The organism is Methylocystis parvus OBBP (genome assembly GCF_027571405.1).
GTDB classification, from domain to species: Bacteria; Pseudomonadota; Alphaproteobacteria; order Rhizobiales; family Beijerinckiaceae; genus Methylocystis; species Methylocystis parva.
The window spans coordinates 729542-749132 of sequence record NZ_CP092968.1 but is presented as its reverse complement, the minus strand read 5'-3'; the positions used below and the strand labels follow the sequence as shown (position 1 = coordinate 749132).

At 56.0% G+C, this 19591-nt stretch carries 14 protein-coding genes and 1 pseudogene; 5 read left to right on the top strand and 10 right to left on the bottom strand.

Going from position 1 to position 19591, the window contains the following annotated elements; genetic code table 11:
* Positions 1 to 4: 4 nt before the first annotated feature.
* From MMG94_RS03690 to MMG94_RS03675, 4 genes are all read right to left on the bottom strand, one after another.
* Positions 5 to 466 (bottom strand): hypothetical protein, encoded by a 462-nt coding sequence (locus MMG94_RS03690; RefSeq protein WP_016918673.1) that lies wholly within the window; start codon positions 464 to 466, stop codon positions 5 to 7.
* Positions 467 to 527: 61 nt separating this feature from the next.
* Positions 528 to 881: a protease inhibitor I42 family protein gene (locus MMG94_RS03685; protein WP_016918674.1), complete on the bottom strand. Its 354-nt coding sequence runs from the start codon at positions 879 to 881 to the stop codon at positions 528 to 530.
* Entirely contained in the window at positions 878 to 2155 is a 1278-nt protein-coding gene (locus tag MMG94_RS03680) for a glycosyltransferase (protein WP_016918675.1), read from the bottom strand. The genes MMG94_RS03685 and MMG94_RS03680 overlap by 4 nt, the downstream gene beginning before the upstream one ends.
* 113 nt (positions 2156 to 2268) lie before the next feature.
* Positions 2269 to 2928: a methyltransferase family protein gene (locus tag MMG94_RS03675; RefSeq protein WP_026016063.1), complete on the bottom strand. Its 660-nt coding sequence runs from the start codon at positions 2926 to 2928 to the stop codon at positions 2269 to 2271.
* 64 nt (positions 2929 to 2992) lie between these two features.
* On the opposite strand from MMG94_RS03675, the gene rlmN reads away from it, so the two are divergent.
* Entirely contained in the window at positions 2993 to 4177 is a 1185-nt protein-coding gene (gene rlmN, locus MMG94_RS03670) for a dual-specificity RNA methyltransferase RlmN (protein WP_016918678.1), read from the top strand.
* Positions 4178 to 4204: 27 nt separating this feature from the next.
* Here rlmN and MMG94_RS03665 read toward each other — a convergent pair whose 3' ends face one another.
* The gene (locus MMG94_RS03665; protein ID WP_016918679.1) at positions 4205 to 5725 is read right to left on the bottom strand and encodes a hypothetical protein; all 1521 of its coding nucleotides are present in this window, start codon (positions 5723 to 5725) and stop codon (positions 4205 to 4207) included.
* Between the two features lie 57 nt (positions 5726 to 5782).
* Positions 5783 to 6967: a hypothetical protein gene (locus tag MMG94_RS03660; RefSeq protein ID WP_154420047.1), complete on the bottom strand. Its 1185-nt coding sequence runs from the start codon at positions 6965 to 6967 to the stop codon at positions 5783 to 5785.
* A 156-nt stretch (positions 6968 to 7123) separates the two neighbouring features.
* Here MMG94_RS03660 and MMG94_RS03655 point away from each other — a divergent pair, with 156 nt between their 5' ends.
* Positions 7124 to 8563, top strand: a complete 1440-nt coding sequence (locus MMG94_RS03655; protein ID WP_154420049.1) for an alginate O-acetyltransferase AlgX-related protein — start codon at positions 7124 to 7126, stop codon at positions 8561 to 8563.
* A 233-nt stretch (positions 8564 to 8796) separates the two neighbouring features.
* On the opposite strand, the gene MMG94_RS03650 is transcribed toward MMG94_RS03655, so the two are convergent.
* From MMG94_RS03650 to MMG94_RS03640, 4 genes and pseudogenes are all read right to left on the bottom strand, one after another.
* Positions 8797 to 9660 carry a hypothetical protein gene (locus MMG94_RS03650; RefSeq protein WP_154420050.1) on the bottom strand — a complete coding sequence of 288 codons (864 nt, stop codon included), beginning with the start codon at positions 9658 to 9660 and terminating at the stop codon, positions 8797 to 8799.
* A gap of 68 nt (positions 9661 to 9728) precedes the next feature.
* The gene (locus MMG94_RS03645; RefSeq protein WP_244962188.1) at positions 9729 to 11921 is read right to left on the bottom strand and encodes a glycosyltransferase; all 2193 of its coding nucleotides are present in this window, start codon (positions 11919 to 11921) and stop codon (positions 9729 to 9731) included.
* 3 nt (positions 11922 to 11924) lie between these two features.
* Positions 11925 to 12236, bottom strand: a pseudogene (locus MMG94_RS22085) (glycosyltransferase); the annotation flags it as partial.
* Between the two features lie 97 nt (positions 12237 to 12333).
* A complete protein-coding gene (locus MMG94_RS03640) occupies positions 12334 to 13851 on the bottom strand; it encodes a DUF6212 domain-containing protein (RefSeq protein ID WP_244415225.1) in 1518 nt (505 codons plus the stop codon).
* A 428-nt stretch (positions 13852 to 14279) separates the two neighbouring features.
* On the opposite strand from MMG94_RS03640, the gene MMG94_RS03635 reads away from it, so the two are divergent.
* The 3 genes from MMG94_RS03635 (at position 14280) to MMG94_RS03625 (ending at position 19236) form a co-directional block, all read left to right on the top strand.
* Entirely contained in the window at positions 14280 to 15413 is a 1134-nt protein-coding gene (locus MMG94_RS03635) for a UDP-galactopyranose mutase (protein WP_016918686.1), read from the top strand.
* A 498-nt stretch (positions 15414 to 15911) separates the two neighbouring features.
* Entirely contained in the window at positions 15912 to 18071 is a 2160-nt protein-coding gene (locus MMG94_RS03630) for a glycosyltransferase (protein WP_016918687.1), read from the top strand.
* 7 nt (positions 18072 to 18078) lie between these two features.
* Positions 18079 to 19236, top strand: a complete 1158-nt coding sequence (locus MMG94_RS03625; protein WP_016918688.1) for a hypothetical protein — start codon at positions 18079 to 18081, stop codon at positions 19234 to 19236.
* The last annotated feature ends 355 nt before the right edge of the window (positions 19237 to 19591 follow it).

Sequence of the window (19591 nt, the reverse complement as noted above, 5' to 3'; positions counted from 1 at the left end):
CCTCTCAGCCTTTGCACTGCTTGAGGAACTTTTTCGCCGCGCCCGACGAGTCCGCGTCGAACAGCGTATGCGTCTTCTGGTCGGGCGTAACGATTTTCACGACCTTGCCGCTGAACAGGATTTCAGCGGCCGGAGAGTCCAGCGGCAAGTCCGTCACGAGCTCGGTGCCGCCGGTCATCTCGACGTCGGGGGTCGTTTTGGAAACGCCCTGCACTTTGGCGGACTTTCCGTCCCCCTCGATCTTCACCGAAACGGGTTCGCCATTTCCCTTCCCCACGCCGATCGCGCCGCCGATGCGGACGGCGACATGTCCGTCGAAACAGATGGCGCGCAGGTCGGCGTCGGACTCGGGCTCCGACGGCCGAGCCTCGATCATCGGGACGCGCTCGACGCTCCAGACGGTTTTGGCGTTGGCCGAGGCGAAAGACAAAACCGCTATTGCAGTGGCGAAAACAACGCCCTTCATCGGAGGCCCTCGTGAAAAATCCGGCGGACGACAACTTAAGCGATGGCCGACTCGCGAGCAATCAGCGCGGGGCGACAAGAACCTCCAGCCGCCGCGTCTCGGCGGGGGCGGGCTCCCAAGGGCGTTGATGCGCAAAGGCGATCACGGCCCTGCCAGCGTGCGCCCCGCATATGATCCAGCGATGCTCGCCCGGCGCGCCGGGCATACTGGCTCCTCTTTTATGGCCGGCGTCGGCGATCGCCACACGGTCGAGCCCGGCGCTCGCCGCCGCGTCGATCCGCCAGACGTAACCCGTCGACGGATTCTCCTTCAGCGTGAAACGCGCGCGCTCGCCCGGCGCGAGGCGCAGCGTCTCCGCGGCGGCCGCCTGGGAAATAATGACCGCTGCGGCGGCGAGGATCAGTCTCCGCTTCATAAGGTCGCCGCCTCCTTCCGGCGTAATTCATTCTGCGCGACGAGCGCCGCGATGCGCAGGGCGGCGACCGCGGCGCCGTCCTCTCGGCGGATGCGTTCGGAAAGCTGCGCGGCCCGGATCTCGTGGGCCTCGTCCAGACCTTCCAGCGCCCGAACCATTGCGTCGGGCGTTGCGGTCTTGCCGTCCAGCACGCGGGCGACGCCGAGGCGTTTGACGCGCTCCGCATTGTCGAACTGATCGCCCAGAAAGGGCGCGACCAATTGCGGCCGCCCCGCGCGCAGCGCCTGCCCCGTCGTGCCGACGCCGCCATGATGGACGACTGCGCTGGCCCGTGGAAAAACGGCGGAGTGCGGCGCATAGGGCGCGACGCAGACATCCTGCCGTTGCTGCGAAAGAAGCGCCGGCACGTCGTCCTCATGGGCGAGCAGCGCCGCGCGCCGTCCAAGCCGGCGCGCGGCGGTCACGCAGTCCCTGTAGAAGTCCCGCCTCGCCCGGGCCACGAAACTGCCGAGCGTGAAGACGATCGGCGGCGCGCCTTGATCGAGGAAGGCTTCGAGATTCGGCGGCAGCGCCGCCCCGCCGAGATAGCGGTCGTGGAAAGTGTGTCCCGCGATCAAGGTGCGCGAACCGTGGTCAGGCTGGGGCGGCGCCAGCGCCGGACTGAAAAGGCCGATGACGGCGTCGCTGCTCTTCACGCCGAGCAGCAGATCCAATCCGTAGCGCGGCTTTAGGCCGAGTTCGCGGCGCAGCCGGCGCAAGGGCTCGGCCCATAGCGCGATGGCGTGGGAGAGAGACCAGAGCACAAAGCGGTTATAGGCGATCTCGACCGAGCCGACCGGCGCGCGGCGCAGCGGGACGCGCGAGCCCAGGGGCGGATCATAGGCCGAATAGAGCATCATCGGCGAGAGCAGCACGGTCGCGAGCGGCAGGCCCCGCGCCTCCGCGACGAGGCGCGCCGAGAAAGCGAGGCTGTGCGAGACGATGGCGACGGCGCCGGCGCTCGCTTCCTGCAAATCGTCGAAGCTCTCGCGCAGATGCGGGAAAATCAGCGTGTCGAAGAGGAACTTGTCGTCCTCCGCCATCCGCCGTGCGATCTCGCCCATCTCCATGCCGAGACGCGCCATGAGGTCGTCGGCGTCCGGACGGATCGGCGCGAAGGCGAGGCCTTCCGCCAGAATATAGTCCGAATAGGCCGCGCTGGTGGCGATGACAGGCGCAAAGCCCTCACGCGCCAGCGCATGCGCGAGCGCGACGAAGGGATGAAGATCGCCCAAAGACCCGAAGGTCGCGATGAGAATCTTGGCGCCCGTCAGCGCGGCTCTCCCGGCTACGCCGAGGTGTGGTCCGTCCAGAACGACGCCTCGAAGAGAATTTGCGCCACCCTGTCCTAATAGAGCAGCGGGATCAACCGCCAGGTCCTGGCGCGATAGGCGGCGTATTCCTGCCCGAAATGATCGAGCAGAAGCCTCTCCTCCGCTCGGATTCGGGCGACGAGGGGCGCGATGTTGAGCAGCCCGATCAAAACGCCCACTATCGAGTTGAAAGCGAGGCCCCAGCCCAGAACGCTGACGAGCAGGCCGGCATAGCTTGGATGACGGATAACCCCGTAAACCCCGGCGGTCTCGAGCCGATGGTCGGGCTGGATCGCGACGAGTCCGCTGAATCTGTGGCCGAGAACGGCTACGGGCCAGAGGCGGAGCGCGCCGCCCGCCGCGAACAGCGCGACGCCCAACCAGCGGCCGGCGTCGCCGTCGATGGGCCAAAGCCCGACCCGGTCCGCCCAGGCCGGCGCACAGGCCCCGGCGAGGGAGAGAACCGCGAAAACCGCGATCACCCAGCGATTGCTGCGATCTTCGCGCAGACCAGGGCTGAGATTGCCCCCGACGAAGAGAGACGCTATCCCCAGGCCGACTGTGACGACCACGAGCGCCGTCCGCGCCGGATTTGCGAAAAACAATGCCGGCCCGCCGCCGGCGAAAATCGTCAAGCCCAGAAAAATCGCAATGGACGCCGTGACCGACGCTATTCTGCCGACTGTCGCCTTCATGCTCGCCCTCGGGCGCTGGAATCCGATCGCGACATGATATAAATGACTTGAATCCGGGATTTCCATGACCGCCCTGCTGACCTCCACGCCTCCGGCCGCCGGCGCCGCCGCTCTTTCGCTCGCGGGGATGACCCGCGCCGAAATGGCCGACGCGTTGCGCGCGCTCGGCCTGCCCGAACGCGAGATCCGCATGAGGGTCTCGCAGCTCTGGCATTGGGTCTATTTCCGCGGCGCGCGCGATTTCTCCGAGATGCTGAACATTTCCAAGACGCTGCGCGCGACGCTCGCCGACGCCTTCGAGTTGCGCCTGCCAGAGATCGTCGAGGAGCAGGTCTCGGTCGACGGCACGCGGAAATGGCTGCTGCGCCTCGCCCCGGTCGACGCGCTCGACAAGGGCGCGGAGGTCGAATGCGTCTACATCCCCGAGAGCGACCGCGGCACGCTCTGCGTTTCCTCACAGGTGGGCTGCACGCTGAATTGCAGCTTCTGCCATACGGGCACGCAGAAGCTGGTGCGCAATCTCACCACCGCCGAGATCGTTGGACAGTTGCTCGTCGCGCGCCAGCGGCTCGGCGACTTCCCCGAGCGCGAGCGCCCGACCGACGGGCTCGTGCCTGCGGGCGAAGGCGTGCGCGCCGTGTCCAACATCGTCTTCATGGGCATGGGCGAGCCGCTTTATAATATCGAAAACGTCATGGCCGCGATCGAGATCATGGCCGATGGCGACGGGCTCTCCCTCAGCAAGCGCCGCATCACCGTCTCGACCTCCGGCGTCGTGCCGCAGATCGAGCGCCTCGGCGCGGAATGCGGACCGGCGCTCGCCATCTCGCTGCACGCCGCGCGCGACGAGTTGCGCAACGAGCTGGTGCCGCTCAACAGAAAATATCCGATCAAGGAGCTGCTGCAGGCCTGCCGCGACTATCCCGGCGCCAGCAACGCCCGCCGCATCACCTTCGAATATGTGATGCTGAAAGGCGTGAACGATTCGCCCGCGGAGGCGCGCGAACTGGTGCGCCTGCTGAAAGGCGTCCCCGCCAAGATCAACCTCATCCCCTTCAACCCCTGGCCCGGCGCGCCCTATGAATGCTCCGACTGGGACACGATCGAACGCTTCTCCGACATTGTCTTCAACGCCGGCTACGCCAGCCCCGTCCGCACCCCGCGCGGAAGGGACATTCTGGCGGCGTGCGGGCAGTTGAAGAGCGAGACGGAGAAGCTGCGGGCAAGGGCGAGGATGGCGGCTGGGTGAGAGTTGCGATCGATACGCCAAGGCGCATCAGGAGCACAGTGCGCGGGGACACAACTCTGTTTCATGGCGCTCTATCGCCGAAAGAATAATGCGCCAGTCCAAGTGAAAGCTGTTGTGCACTTTTTCGGGGCGGTCGGAACATGCGACGTCTACGACGTCGTCTTTGTCCAGAAAGACCGAGGGAATTATCTGATCACGCTTCTCCTCGAAGACCCGAACCGCCCATCCATCCGGGTCCGAGCGATCAAGGACGGAACGGTTCGAGACGACCACGCCGGGTTTATTAGATATCCATTTGGACTTGGCGAGTCCTGAACCCGCGGGCGCGACGAAAAAATCGCATAAATCGACACCGACGACGCTTTCCTCCATCGTCTCCCCGACGAGGCTCAGGCAGGGAGCGAATTGGGAAATGTCCTCGACGAGCGCGCGAGCGAGCGTGACCTCCTCGTCGACCGACATGAGCGAATGGGTCCACCCCATCGTTTTGCCGGCGCTCAATCCGTCGATCAGAAAGCCGACCTTCGGGAATCTCTCACGCAGCGCGCGGGCGAGACTGACGAACCCTTCACGCTGTTCGAGCCAGATTCGATTGCCCAGGCGTATCGAGAAGAGGCAAAGCGGCTGGCTTTGCGCCTTCAATGCGCGCAAGGCGGCGAGCCGTTCCGGCGGGCAGCTGCGGAAGGCCCATTCGACAACCGCGCGCGCCAGATCTTCGGTGATGTGGTCGTCCTTCGGGAAGCAGGCGAGCGCGCCGCTCTTCTGGAGTAGGTTCAGAAATTCGGCGTCGGTTCGCACGATGCCGATGCGCTCCGCCCCAAGCCCGGGAAAAATTTCCGTCACGGGCGCAAAGTAATTGTTCTCCCGCCAGCCGATGAAGCAATCGATCCGGCTTTCGAAGGGGGGAAGGATCGCGCCCCACGCGGAGAGCGCATTCCAGACATAATGGCCGAAATGCGGCGCCTTCATTTCCGCGCATGCGACGTAGACGGCGGGCTCCCGGTTCGCGACGAGCTCGGCGGCGCGCGCCGGCCAGGCGGCAAGGTTGCGCGCCAATTCCCCAGCCTCCCGAGCGACGTCGCTCCGCGCGACGAACTCGCCAAAAAAGACGGCGACTCCCCGGTCGGGAAAAATATAGGTCGTGTCGCCGGTCGGCGAAAAGGTGAAGCCATATTGGGCGACGATACAGCCTTCGCCGGACGCGCTTTCGAACCAATAGGCCTCGCGGCCTATGCAACGCGTCGTCACGCGCCACTGCCCCGAAAACGGATCCAACAAAAGCTTTTCACGCGTCAGCAGAGTATGGGCGACGTCACGATTTCGCGGCGAAAGCGACGCGAGATGCTCGATGGGCGCGCGCCGCTCAATCTCCGCCAGCGTTTCGTCGAGAAACGCGAAATATCCGCCTTTGAGCCGATCCAGAAAGGCGGGAGCGCAAAATCCATCTAACGCGGCGAGCCTCTCCGGCTCGCGAGTCGCGTCGATATAATCAAAGGAAATCAGGCGCTCAGCGAAGGTCCTGAAATAATCCGAATTGTAATCCACCATCGCTCCGTCGGAACCGCCTGAGTGTATGTAGCGGCCTATCGCTTCAACTCAGAATGGTCAAAATTTTTCTCTAGACGTTTCTGACAGGGAATCAAAGCGCGGATCGCGAAGGATTGCCTTGCCGGTTTCGGTCAAGGCGCCGCAAAGATAGATGCCGTAATAGGTCTCCGGGTCGCGCCAATCGTAATAAAATTGCGCGTTCAATGCGCCGGTTCGGATGAAAACAGCGAGTTGCGACATCAGCTCTCGAGCCGTCGCCGCGCGTTCGCGATCGTCTACAGGACAAACCAGCCCATGGGCGTAGAGGCCCCATTCGGTTAGCCAGCACGGCTTGTGGCCGGGCTGGCTTAGGCTGTAACATTGAGAGAACGCATCCTTAAACTGCGCCATTGCGCCTCGCACGTCGCCTGAAACTCCCGCATAGGAGTGGACGCCGTAAAAGTCGACCAGCGAATCGAGACCACGCTCGCGTAAATAATCCAGCGTTGCGCTGATTGAAACCGCGTCCGCATGTTCTTTTGGACTCGGCCACTCACTCGTAGTCTGAGCAAGTCCGCCCAACACGATCGGCGTGTCATGGTTCAGACTCGCATGATTACGCTCGTCGTACAGGATGCGAAGCAGCGCGATATATTTGTCATATCCTTGCGCGACGGCCTGCCCTTCCGGATCTTCCTTTAAGTCTTTGAGCGTCAGCGTCTTCCCGTCGCTCGGAACGTTGAAGTCGCCGTTGAATTGCGCCCAATTCAGTTCGTTGTCGAATTCCACCCCGGCGAGCTTGACGCCGGCCGCGTCGAATTTCGCAAAAAGGTCTGCTACGTGCGTGCGGAATTTCCCCTCGTCAGCTTCCGAAAGCGGAAATTCGTCCCAACGCGCTATGGTTTGATGAACAGCAGGGCGCTTTCTCGTCGACGGCCCGAACTGAGGGAAAACGATCAACAACGCGCGCGCCCCGCGCCGATAGGCCTCTATGGTGAACTCGATTATCGGAGTAAAGTCCTCCCCCGAAGAAGCTTGATAAGGATAGCGTAGAAACTTCACTTTTGCGGCGGCGACTTCGTCAAGGAGCGCCTTGCGGAATTCCTCCGACTTCCATTGAGGGTTGGGCAAATTGACGCCAGAGACGAAACTTGAGGTTCCTGCGTCACGCGCACTGCTTTTTTGCTCTGTGATCGCTTGGACTGCGAAAAATACGAGGACAAAAAAGAGAACTTTACGCAGCTTACCGCTGGGTAGTTTCATGGCTACCTGTCCGCCTCTGGATAAATTTTTATACCGATATTATCAAGTTGACGCAACCTAGCAGATCAGTCACAGAGAAAGCGGTGATCATTGAAACGACGCGGAAAGATCCGCTTTTTCCTCGCCTTTTACGGGTGAATAACGGAAAATTCACAAATGGCTCTACCGTCTCCATCTCAGAGTTGTGGTGCTCTTGATTCCTATGATGAAGAAACCAGACGTGCGGCGGGATGGGTTCAGCCGACGTCTTCAAAAAGTTGTCCAATCATGGTAATTGTGCGTGATCATAAAGTTATAAATGCTTGTTTTGCCTCGATACCTGCGGACAATGACCCCATGACCAAGCGTTTTTGTTTTGACAAATTTGATCTCGACACCGCTGTTTCATTAGTTGCCTATAAAACACTTTTTATGCTCGAAGAAATTGATGATGTAGAGCTATATATAGATGTATTTGATGCGACAAAATATCAAGAAAACTCATGTAAATTGCAATGTAAACTTTTTGGCAGAAATATATCTGAATTTGAAAAAGCAAAACAAATCCCGCTATCTGAGCCATTTATGAAACAATATGCCAGTGTTATTGTCAGGAATGGTCTAAGCTATTTTGGATCGAAAGATTTAAATCATTTTGTAAGCCATCATATATCATCAATAAACGTTAATAACATAGTTTTAAAAGACTTTCTTTTCCGAGATGGCCCAAACAGCGAGTCAAAATTCTCTATGGAGGTCGGCTCGGTCTCCTCAGACGAGTCATCGGTAGTGGGTCGTGACGGACATATTTTCATTTTCCGCGGATCTAATAGACTTTATGAACAGTATTTTGCCGAGAAAGAATGGGCAGTCGACTGTGCGAGAAAATGGATCGAATTATTTGAACGACGTCGGCGCTCGAGCGAAATGCACGGTGCCAAGTTTTTTCAATTCATCATACCGGAAAAAAGCTCGATAGTTCCAGAAAGTTTTCCAAAATCTATTACTCCTCCCATGCCACTTGTTCGCGAATTATCAGAATTTATTACTAATAAAAATTTAGATAAAACTTTCATCGTTCTCCAAAACTATATGGAAAGCAGCGCAGATCGGACTGAACTATTCCGTAGAATTGACTGCCACCTTAATTTCTTTGGATGTCAAAAGACATTCATCGAAATGCTCCGCGTCATGGGCTTCCCCAATCATCCTGAGATTTTATTGGACGATCCTATCGTTTTGCGCGGCGACGTTGGGTCTAGATTTCCAGGAGTAGTAGAGTTCCTATTGGCCCCAAACCGCGTCCAGGCAAAAGAGTTTGAGATCGGTCTCTCTCTTGTTGAGCAGTATAGCCCTTCGTCAGGAATTCGAGGTCACAGACGCGTTTTTCGGAATTCGAATGCCAGATACCCCAGAAAAGTGGTCGCGTTCGCAAATTCTTTTTTTGCACTGGGAGATGCTGCGCATGAATTGACTTGGTGGTTCGCGCGAAATTTTGCCGAATTCCATTTCGTCTGGATGAGCGAATTCGAGGAAGAATATATCCGAAAAGTGAAGCCTGACATTGTGTTTGCGCAGACGATCGAGCGGTTTCTGGGGGTTATTCCAGAGCGTTAACTTGCTACATATGTCCATGGCATGTTGTGAACGTTTCTCCCCAATGTTTTTTGACAAGACTTGACGTTCGCGCACCCGCTCTCCCGTCGGGAGTGCGGTCGTGCTGGCAAACAATATTTCCATAGTTCGGGATTAAGACACACTGATCGAAATGGCAGGCACTGAAACTAAACGAGGTTACAATTAAGGTTGCGCGCGAGAAGAGGGCACGAGCTGTAAACTTCTCGTAAAGCTTACCGGAGTTTTATCTGGCCGTTGACCCACTCCGCTGCAGAATATTCGAATGTGAACTGCCCGGAAGTAACAATGGACTTAACAGCGGAGTTTACCATATTATCGTCATAAAGTTTGAGTTCTGTGTCGGCTAAAAACATCATTGCTCGTCCGTCGACGGAATTTCTTATATCCCAATGGTTATCAACAATCGCATCGACTTTGTTCTCTGTAAACCCATCTCGCGAATCAGTATAATGCCAATGCGCGATGAAGTTGCTTTGGTCTATTGCATCATCATGAAAAAGATGAGGCAGTCTATAGACAAACACAGCATCTAATGGGCCACCATTATAGGACCTATCTTTTATAATAGCGCGAGCGACATCTTCGATCGGAACGGCACATCTGAATAACTTGAACTGCTCCCAAAGAGCTCCTTTTGGAAACATTAATAGATCCCGATCTTTGTTATTATGTACATGCTCAATTATTGCAGAAGGATTCAAGATGACGTCGTAGTCAATCCATCCCCAAAATCTTGAAGTCACCCTTGCCTGAAATGCCTCTCTTAGAAATGGCCTCATGCAACACGCAGTCCAACCATTAAGGCCTTTTAACATGTCTCCATATGACGACAACAGTTGCTCGTTATTTTCAACGGAAAAATTCGATAAGAAGAGGCTAAAATATTCCTCTAACGTCATTTTTATGATGGAGATATTCTCCGAGTTATCGCCACAGGCGGCTTTCCACAAATCCGGCTGGTCAGTAATCAAATTGAAGTTGATTATGGGGCATGCCTTCCAGCTATTCAAAATAAAAGCGTTGAAAGGGCGGGGTTCGCCAAATGCCAGTGCAAAAACGCTGCATTCAATCGACATTCTCAGCTTCCTAAAAGGTAAGGGTCTCAACCGTTGATTGGACGAACATCGCGGAACGTTCTATCGCATTACAAGTTCTTCCCACGCGCGTCCAGCGCAGCCAGAAAATTCTCGCAAGCCGTGCTCCAGCTTCTCCGTTCCGAGGCGGCGAGCGCGGCTTCCTGGACGCGCCACAATAATTCCGGCGCCCGCGCAAAAGTGTCCAAGCGGGCGATCGTCTGCGCGCTCGCCTCGTCTTGACTGACCAAAAATCCGTCGACGCCGTCGCGGATCGCCTCGTTCACCGCGCCGCAATCGGCCGCGATCGGCGCGACGCCGAAGGCCATCGCCTCCAAAAGAGTCAGGGGAAGGCCCTCGTAGCGGGACGGCAGAATCAGGGCGTCCGCCCATTCATATAAAGCGGCGAGGCTCGCCGCATCGTAAACAGGCGGTTCGACCAACGCGGCGAGCGCCGGATCAGGCGCATCCATTACCGCCTTGCCAACCATCCGAAGCCGCATATCGGCGCGGCCGGCGAGCGCCGCCTGGATCGCCCGCAGGCGGTCGAGACCTTTCTGCCGGTCGAGGCGCCCCAGGAAAAGCACATTGAGCGGCCCGCCCGACCGCGCCGCGCGCCGCGCGCGCAGGCGCGCCATCGCCTGGGCGGACGGACGCAGCGAAGCGGCGTTCGGCGCCGTCACGATCTTGCTGCGCGGAACGCCGAGACCGGCGACTTCGTCGCCCAAGGTCCGCGAACAGGTCAAAACGAAGTCGAGCGCGTGCTCATAGGCCAACGCCAATACGGGGTGCCCAACGCTGCGGCCAGTCGACGTGCGATCGAAAACATGGAGATGACTCGCCGTGACGACCCCGCGCTTGCGAAGCGCGCTGAAAATGTCGAGCGCTTCCGACGAATGAGCGGAAATGACGATCTCATAGGAAGCGAGGAGATTTTCCAGATCCTGGCGGCGCGCCTCCGGTCCGATCGGCGAAAGCGGCGTGCCCATGAAGAGATCGCCGCTCCAGCTGTGCATTTTCGACGCGTCGATAAAGAAGATATGATCAAATATGGCGCACGCCTCCGCGAACCGTTTAACGCGGCGCGGACCGACGACGACGAGATCGGATGAAAAACCGTATTCCTTCAGCGCAGCCGCAAAGCAGAAGGCGACTTTCTCGACGCCGCCGAAATCGACGATCGGCGTGACGAAGGCGATTTTGCCGGCGCGGCTTCCGGTCGCCAGCGGCAGCAGCCCCCCGCCAAACCGCGCGCGCCCATATTCATGCAGCGAAACGAGCGGCGGCGCGCCAAACCTGCGGTCGGCGTGCATCGGCGCTGGCGTTTTCGAGAGTTCGTGATGTCTGAAGTCGTCGATAAAGGCGCTGAACGCCGTCAGCGCGTGGTTTTGGACAGGTTCGGGAGCCTGCGGGAAACCAAGCTTAAGAGTCGCCACTTTCAGTTCGCGCCAAACCGATATCGCCGCATCCGCGCCGTCGGCCGCGGCCCGCAGCGAAGCGAAAGAGAAAGAGAAAGCGACCGCGCCGAAGTCGGACTCTTCGTCGATTCCTCCCGCCTCCTCTGGGACATTCTCGACAAACGCGTCGTCCCCGGTCGCGACGTAGACGATCCGAACAGCGTCTGACGCCACGAGCAAACCCTCGCAGGCTTGAAAAAACCATCGCGACAGCCGCCCCGCCGTGAGGCGCGGCAGCAAATCCTGAGGCGCGAACAGGACGAAGGCTCCGGCAAAGCCATAGGCGGGCTCTCTCATGGCCTGCCAGAATGCAGTCAGCCACTCAGCGCGCGTCATGACGGTCGCGGGCAATGCGGGATCCGTGAAAAATTGGACGACATCCCCCGAAACCAGAGCCCAGCGAGGGGCCTCCGCGTGCTCGAGCGCATTAAGCGCCCGCAGATCGTAAAGGGCTGCGTGCTTTCGAGTGAGATACTCCCGGATGTCGCTGTCCCGTCTATGAGACTCGGCCAGCATGCTTTCGGCGCGCTTGCGATAGGCGAGTCCGAGCGCTGGAAGATGACGGCCAGAAAAGCCTCGTTCCAGTGCGCTCAGCCAGAAGTCCCAGTCCTCATATCCCATGCGCATCGTTTCATCGTAACGCAGGCCGCTCTCGAAGACCCGGCGGCGAACCAGGCTGCCTGCTTCGCTGATGTTCACCAGACAGGCGGTCAGGCGCCGGTAGTCGCCGCCGTAGTCGTGGCTCGCACATGCGCCAAACATATGGATGTCCGGATAAAACCAGTCGACCTCCGGCGCATCGGCCAAGGCGCGCTCCATCTCAGAAAGCGCAAACGCCTCCAGAAAATTGTCTGAATCAAGAAAATAAACCGCATCAAGGGCGGGCCATCGCCGTAACGCGAAATCGACGCCTGTATTGCGAGCTGCGCTCAAACCGCCGTTTCGCTGACGCAAATAGGTCAAGTTTGGCCGCGTTGCCGGAAGCCTGGCGAGCGTAACAAAGGTTTGCGGATTCCTGCAGCCGTCGTCGACGAGGATCAGCGCGACGCGATCTCCGCCCGGCTGGTCTAGCACGGAGCAAATTGCTTCGTACATCAGCGCCGCGTGCCCAAAAATCGGCATCACCACGGCGATGGACGGCATAAACTCCCGCTCGCTCATGACATTGTCACGTGAAAGCGTGGCTGGTTTCTCCGCCATTTCGCGACCGTCCAACGTGTCAATCGGAAAAAACGAGGGTCAAGCCCTGGAAGTAAGCCCAAGCGTAATCAGCGACGCCCGTCGACGAGCGCGTCATGAGAAAAACATCGACGCGACCAGTAAATTTGCGCGGCGCTTCGTAGGTAAGACGTCCCGTCTCCATCCCCTGCAGGCGCAGCCATGCGGCCTTCCTTTCAAGCGAGCTCTCCCCTGCGACGCCCAACTTGTCTAGAAGACCGGCTCGGGGCTCGAATGCGGCTTCCTGCGCCTCCAATACCAGAACACCGAAGTCGACTGGCGGCGCTCTCTCACTCTTCAAGGCTATTTCGACGCTGACGGCGCAAAGCCCTCCAACGGAAACTCCCCTAATAACCCCGATTGTCGGACGTTTGCCCGTCACCGGATGAACAAGCAAACCGGCCTCTCCCTCCAAGCGAACGATGCCCTTGGCAGGATAAACGAGCGCCGCCCGCGCCAGGGCGCGGTCGCCCCGGACCCGCCCTTTGAGCGGCTGCTGCGGCGCGCCATCTGGCGCGAAACCAAAATCCCCTGGCCGCGCGGCGAATCCGGCGACGCCCTCATATAGACGCAATGCGAGTGGGCGATCTTTTGTTTCGCTTCCAGCTTGCGCTCCGAGACCCGGCTCTGCTGTCGCCTCTCCAAGAGCGACTCGAGCAACGGCCTCGGAGTCGGAGGAAACCACGATCGCGATCGCCTCCGCAAGCGGGTTCGAACGCTCGGAGGGGGTATTGAAGCGATTCCAACCGGGAGCGATTTCGTGTTCCGGCACTGTCCAAACCGCAAGGGACTTACCCGAAAATGCGCCCTTGGCTTCGACGCGCACAAGCCCAGATTGGCCCGGTTCAATAAAAAACAGTTCAACTCCGCCGAGCGCATGAAAAAGTCTACGCGTTTTCTGAATAATCGGAAAATCTTGTGAAAATCGACTTAATGAAGCGTTCGCGGCGCCAGGAGGAAAAAACACAGCCAGTCGCTCAACCCCTCCACCCGCAGCTTCAAGAGCGGCTTCCACTCGGCGCAACGCTTCCTCTTGCTCCCGCCAAAACCTCTGGAGCCGCGCGATTTCCGCACTCGCTCTGGCGAGGTGATCTCCAAAAGCCGCCGCAGCCGCTATCGAACGACGCGCCATCCATCCCGCTATCTCCGCAACCGATACGCCCTGTGCGCAATACAGAGACGGATCAATTGAAGGGAATGGCGGAACGATTTCGGCCAGACGTTCGCGCTCAGGCGAAGAAAATTCCTGAGCCAAAAGAATGCCGATCGGCAATTTTTCGAGCTGCTCGATCGAGGCCGATAACTCAGTCCCCGCTCCGATACGCTCCAAGGCGAGAAAATCTGAGTCGGGACGTATTACGCACATCGCATCAAGCCCGCTGTCTCGCAATTTTGCCGCAAGACTGGCTGGAGCTAGAAACGCCAGCGATGAACGCAGAGAGATCTCCTTGATGTCTTGATCCAGCCTCTGTTCACTTGCGGACCGTGACAATAAATCTAAGTTTCGCGCCAAAGACATATATTTCACTGTGAAACCGAAGAAGAGGTCTTAACATAAAGGGTCGCCCGCATAATTGCAATCATTAACGCGTTGGCGCACGAATGACGCGCCAGAAACGCATTTTTTGAGATGGCGTCGTCGCTTCGAACCTATTCGGGTGGGAGCGGACGAACCACCGGAGCCGAAGAACGTGATCCGGAAAGCCGCCCCAAGCCAATCCGACGTGAGGGAGGGGGCGAGTCGGGCGGACCGAAAAATTTTTGTGTGTCATTCGCAACAGCGCTCGTACAAGAGCGCTCTATTTCACAGGTGCGTCTCAATAATATGACCGGGCAAAAATAGTTCCCTCATAACGAAAATTCTTGCCTCACCAGCATTCATTGCACATTATTCCGAAGTGCGAAAGCAACGCTCTCGCACGAACGATTAAAGGCAGGAGCGACAAAGTGAATAGTAAACGAGTTTTGATCGTCGGAGCGGGCTTCGCCGGAGCCGTCCATGCTCGTCAGCTTGCCGAGGCTGGATTTGAAGCGCACGTTATCGATAAACGCCCCCATATCGCTGGAAACGCATACGATTTCGTCAACGAAAACGGCGTTCGCGTTCACGCATATGGCCCGCATCTTTTTCACACAAAACAACGTCATATCGTTGATTGGCTTCAGAAATTTACTGAATTTGCCCCCTATTCACACAAAGTTCGCGCTTTTATAGCGCCAGACTCATATGTGCCTCTACCCATTAATCTGAACACAATCAATGTAATATTTGGAGTAGAGCTAAAAAATGAAACTGAAGCCAAAAATTTTTTAGCTTCTGTTGCAATACCATGTGAATCACCCAAAAATGCCGCAGAATACTTGTATTCAAAAATTGGGGTCAAATTGACAGATTTGTTTTTTCGACCTTATACAAAGAAAATGTGGTTGATGGATCTGGAAGAGATGTCTGCCTCCGTCGTGCAGCGCATACCCATCAACTATGATGAAACAGATACCTATTTCAGTCGTGAAGAAATCCAAGTTATGCCTAGAAACGGTTACACGGCTATTTTTGAAAAAATTTTAGATCACACGAATATTGAAGTCGAAACGAATGCATCCTACGAAAAGGGCATGGAGCGCGACTATCTTTATTGCTTCAATTCGATGCCGATTGATGAATATTTCGACTTTGTCCACGGCCGCCTACCCTACCGGTCTATTCGTTTTCATCATCGCACGGAACCTTTGTTCACCCAGGAGTGGAGCGTCACAAATTTTACAGATTCATCGCCGTTTACAAGGGAAACATCTTGGCATGTGCTGCCCGACCATCATGTCAACCCGACGGGTAACGTCACGATCACTCGTGAAGAGCCTTGTGATTACGCGGACAACAATTTTGAAAGATATTACCCTGTGAAAACGGCGGACGGCCGCTATCAGTCGCTCTACGCGATTTACAAGAACGACGCTAAGCTTCTACCGAATATGTCGTTCATTGGCCGCTGTGGAACGTACCAATATCTCGACATGGATCAGGTGATCAATCAATCATTGACTCATGTTAATGCTTGGATCGCTGATCGTCTAGCATAGAAGGCCTTATGCGCTTTACGAGGCGGTCCGCGTCGCGTTCGCAGACCCTTCATACAGGAGCGTCAGATAGGCGCAGTCAAGCGACCATCGCGGTCCGCAACCATCCGAAGGACAAATTTTGCAGGTCGAAGAAATCGAATTCTATTTCCTTTTTCAGGCATTAAAGTGCATACCCGCTCAAAGTTCCCTCAATAAATCGCGGAGCGCCTCCCGCTGTATCGGAGCGTTCCACCTTTCGGAGTGCGGATCCATGGCGTGAAGTTTACCCGGCGCGACCTATCCTTGGCCCTTTCCTGTTGATTAGTGCAACGGTTTAGGTCTATATGTCGTTATCTCGCTTGTGTTTTTGTAGCTTTAGACGCATCCGCGCTAAATCGACGTGCGGATGCTGTGATAAGATGGAACCGACGGATGATAAAAAAGACGTGGGGCGCCTTAGGAGTTTTGAAGAGGAAGGTAGATCGAACACGAATAGAGTCCGGCGCGCATTCGAAGCCTATGAATATTTGGTATTTTACATTTGAATATCCCCCTTATTTTGGGGGCGGGCTCGCTGAATACATGCGTCAGCTAACATTATTTCATGCTGCTCGACCAAGTGACAGGGCTGTGATTTTCACCCTCGACCGTTCCATCAACGGTCTTTACGAGGAAACAGACATTGCGCCAAACATCAAATTGATAAAAGTTAACGTCCTTCGGGGCGTTAATCAGAAAGATATTGGCTATTGGGTCAGCGTCTCCAACGAATTTTCGAGGCTTTTGTTATTCTTTCTTTCGGAATGCGGTGGGCTTGTCGCGCGTTTCGGTCGTCCGCAGGCAATAGAGTTCGCGGACGGTTTTGGAATAGGTTACATCGCGTTAAAGCAAAGACTCGCGCTTCATCCCGCGCTACGAGACATTCCAATAATTATTCTGGCGCACACGCCCACATATTTTATCGATCGTCTCAACAGGCAGCCTATCTATAAGTTACCAGTTTTCTGGCATGGATTGATGGAACGCGAGTGCCTGAGCAGTGCGGACGCAGTAATAAGCCCGTCAAAAATACTCGTGGACCGACTAGCCGCCGACCTTCCCTGCGGATCGGCGCCGGTCGCGATCATCCGCAACCCCTATGAGCCCGAAGGAGGATACGACCAACCGCTGGCTCCTGAAACAGGCGACTTCGACCATTTTTATATGGCGTCGCGCCTGACGCATTGGAAGGGAGTCAATCATCTCGTTGAAGCGTTCGCACTTCTTTGGTCGAGCGGCTCAACGGTGAAGTTGCGACTTTACGGCAAGGATACTATCGACGTCAGCGCGGGCGCTTCTACTCGCGAGCTCCTCGAAAAGCGTTTTGCTCGATATGTCGACAAGGGGCTGCTAATATTCGAAGGATTGGTGCCACGCGCCGTCATCGAGGAAAAAGCGCGCCGCGCCTATGCCCAGATTCACCCCTCACTGTTCGACAATTTTCCATATTCCGTTCTTGAAGCGATGTCATCGGGCGGCCTGTGCATCATTAACAAGGAATGCGGAGTTGCAGAAATCTCTGATGATGGACTTAGCGTGATAACGATCGACTCGGAGCGGCCTGAGACGATTGTGGCGGCTGTCGAGAGAGTTATTCGGATGACTCTCGACGATCGCGCACGAATGCGCGCAGCCGCTCGTGAAGTTGTCAGGCGTCATTGCTCTTATACTGCGTTCGCAGAAGCAAAGACCACCTTTTTGGAAAAGCTTGTTGTCGCCTCCGATCGCAGTTCTTATCCGTTTTTTGTTGACCGCGGCGTGGTTTCGAATCAAATAGAGTCGATCCCACCCAAGAACGATTTCCTAAAGAAGGCAGCGAGATCGCCAGTTCGCGTTGCCGATCGCTCGGGACTGACTGTGGCGATCCCCTATTTCAATATGGGGGCCTTCATTGATGCAACGTTACATTCTGTTTTCAATTCGTCCTATCAGGATCTTTACGTCAATCTTGTCGACGACGGCAGCACTGATTACGTTAGTCAACAAAAACTAGATGAGCTGGAAGATCGTCACGCTGACAAGGGTGACAGGTTCCGTATCTTGAGGATCCCGAACGGCGGCGTCGCCAATGCACGAAATCACGGCATACGGGAAAGCCGCACCGAATTCGTCACTCTTCTCGATGCTGACGATCTCGTTCATCATAAATATTATGAACGTGCTGTTTCGATCCTGAAGGCATATAACAATGTATCATTTGTCGGGTGTTGGATAGAAGATTTCAATGAAGACGGCCGCATTCGTAATTGGGCGACATGGAATGCGGAGCCCCCGCTCCAGCTCGTAATGAACCAGACAAACTGCCAGTCCCTTGTTTATCGTAGAAGCGCCTTCCTTCTCCATGGCCAACACGACCCGTCGCTGCGGATGTTCCTCGACGATTGGGAAGGAATGATTTCGCTAATCGCTCACTCGCATCGTGGAGTCATGATTCCCGAACCTTTGTTTTTCTATAGAATCCGAGGCAATTCGATCTTTCGTTCGCGGGGCGGTCTTTGGGACCTAAATTTCGAGTCGCTCGTTCTGAAACACGGTGAAGTGTATGACAGATGGGGACGTCATATCACTGCGTTTTTGAACGCAAACGGTCCGAATAATTTTTATCACATAGCCGGCAAACCGAGCGCTCTCAGCAAATAGGACAGTTATGATGTCAAACGTTCAAGCTCTGCCGACATTGGAGAGGTACGCCGCTGAGTCTAAAAAAGACGAGGCGTCGTTTATCGCGTCGTTGAATAACGCTGACGTGGGCGGGCGCGCACTGACAAAGGGCAGCCCGCTTTGGCCGGGTTTTCACGTCACGTTCGAGGCCAAAAAAGGCGTATGCGTATCAGCGGACAAAAGACGCGCGCCGTCCGGCCGACCCTTTCTCTCGCTAACCGCGATCAACATGGATCGCAGCGGATGGTACGCAGTAGAATTCGACTTGGAGCCGCGAAATATCACTGACAATTCCGTTGTGATATTGATTCTCGAAGCTCAGTGTCGAGAGACGGTCTCGTCTTTCGCTGCCTTGCGCATGTTCGACAAATCGGGGTGGGTCGACATAGCGTCGATGGAAATTGATATCAATGCAGATCGCAGTGTACGCACATTTCCTATCGGGATTTCTCCTGCTTGGCGCTCAAAATGTGTGAACGCCGAGCGCGCCCGCTTGATTTTGTTCATTGAAGCGAAGCAGTCGATCATCAATATATTCGATGCTCGGATCCAAATCGAACGACTAAGCAGTTCAATTTCCGATGAGCGTTTCTCGGGTCTCGGAGCGCTACTGCTCGATCGTCTCAGTCAGAATCATTCACGTACTGTGGGGATCGCAACATGGACCGAAGGACCGGACGTAAAAAATTTGCCGCTAAAGAGTTACGAAGAAGTCGGTCCGGGTTTGAAGATCGCCTTCGGCAATGCGGCGCTTGCGCCAAAACTAACGATCTTGAGGGAGGGCGAAATCTTTCGGCGCTCGCTCGACCTTTCTCCAATCGCCGATGCCGACTGGCTTACGCTCGAACTTGATATTGGTGTATCACTTCTGACTATCGGAGCCTTTGCTTTGCGCGCCACGGTCTCCTCGCCGACGACCTTGTCGCCAGCCATTCGAGTCGTATCGGCGCGGGGGCATGTTGATTACGAAATATTCGATAAAATTCATCTCTCCTCAGACCTAACCACTTATGCACAATCTATGTCTCTCTCGAGCCTTTTGGAGAAGGGTGATCCTTCTGCGGAAAGATATCAGTTGATCTTCTTTTTTGACGGCAGGCCAGAAACCTTGCAAATTGAGGAATTGATTTTTTCGATGGAATAATAACTAGAGTCGACATGTGTTCAACGGTAAGGGTTGCGTTGAAAATTGGCTGTCACGAGCGTTGCGCCTGTACTTTCGAATTATTCGATGCACATCTAGACTAGAACTTGAGTAGGCGCTGTTGCGTTCTCACCTTCAAATGCTAGCTGCATCTCCTGATTTGGAAATAAGGCTCGTGTCAAAAGTGGATCGTTCGCTTGAGCCGAATGGCTCCGTATTATTGGGCAAAGAGGTGACCACCTGAAGTGCCGTGCTCCCGTCGTAGAGGTTGAGATCGGCGAATCGCATGCGGGAATTTGGCGTCACGCAGACATCTGCATGGCCACGGTGATCGTGCGCGCGCCGCGAACGCTCC